This window comes from Bartonella sp. AA83SXKL (assembly GCF_042196965.1).
Lineage (GTDB): Bacteria > Pseudomonadota > Alphaproteobacteria > Rhizobiales > Rhizobiaceae > Bartonella.
Genome location: NZ_JBHIRG010000284.1, coordinates 1 through 262, shown reverse-complemented (window position 1 = coordinate 262; position 262 = coordinate 1). Strand labels below are relative to the sequence as shown.

The window sequence follows — 262 nt, the reverse complement described above, 5'->3', positions numbered from 1 at the left end:
GAGAGTATTACATGGCACGTGTAAAAAGAGGTGTTACAGCGCACGCTAAGCACAAAAAAGTTCTTAAACAGGCTGAAGGTTTTTACGGTCGTCGTAAAAATACCATCCGTGCAGCTAAGGCGGCGGTTGATCGTTCAAAGCAGTATGCTTATCGTGATCGTAAAAATAGGAAACGTACTTTCCGTGCTTTATGGATTCAGAGAATCAATGCAGCTGTCCGTGCAGAAGGTTTAACTTATGGACGCTTTATTGATGGTTTATC

General features: G+C 42.4%; 1 protein-coding gene. It reads left to right on the top strand.

Annotated elements, in window-relative coordinates; genetic code table 11:
- Positions 1–11 precede the first annotated feature (11 nt).
- A partial coding sequence (rplT, locus tag ACFINO_RS11140; RefSeq protein ID WP_375655910.1) for a 50S ribosomal protein L20 occupies positions 12–262 on the top strand: 251 nt, incomplete at its 3' end.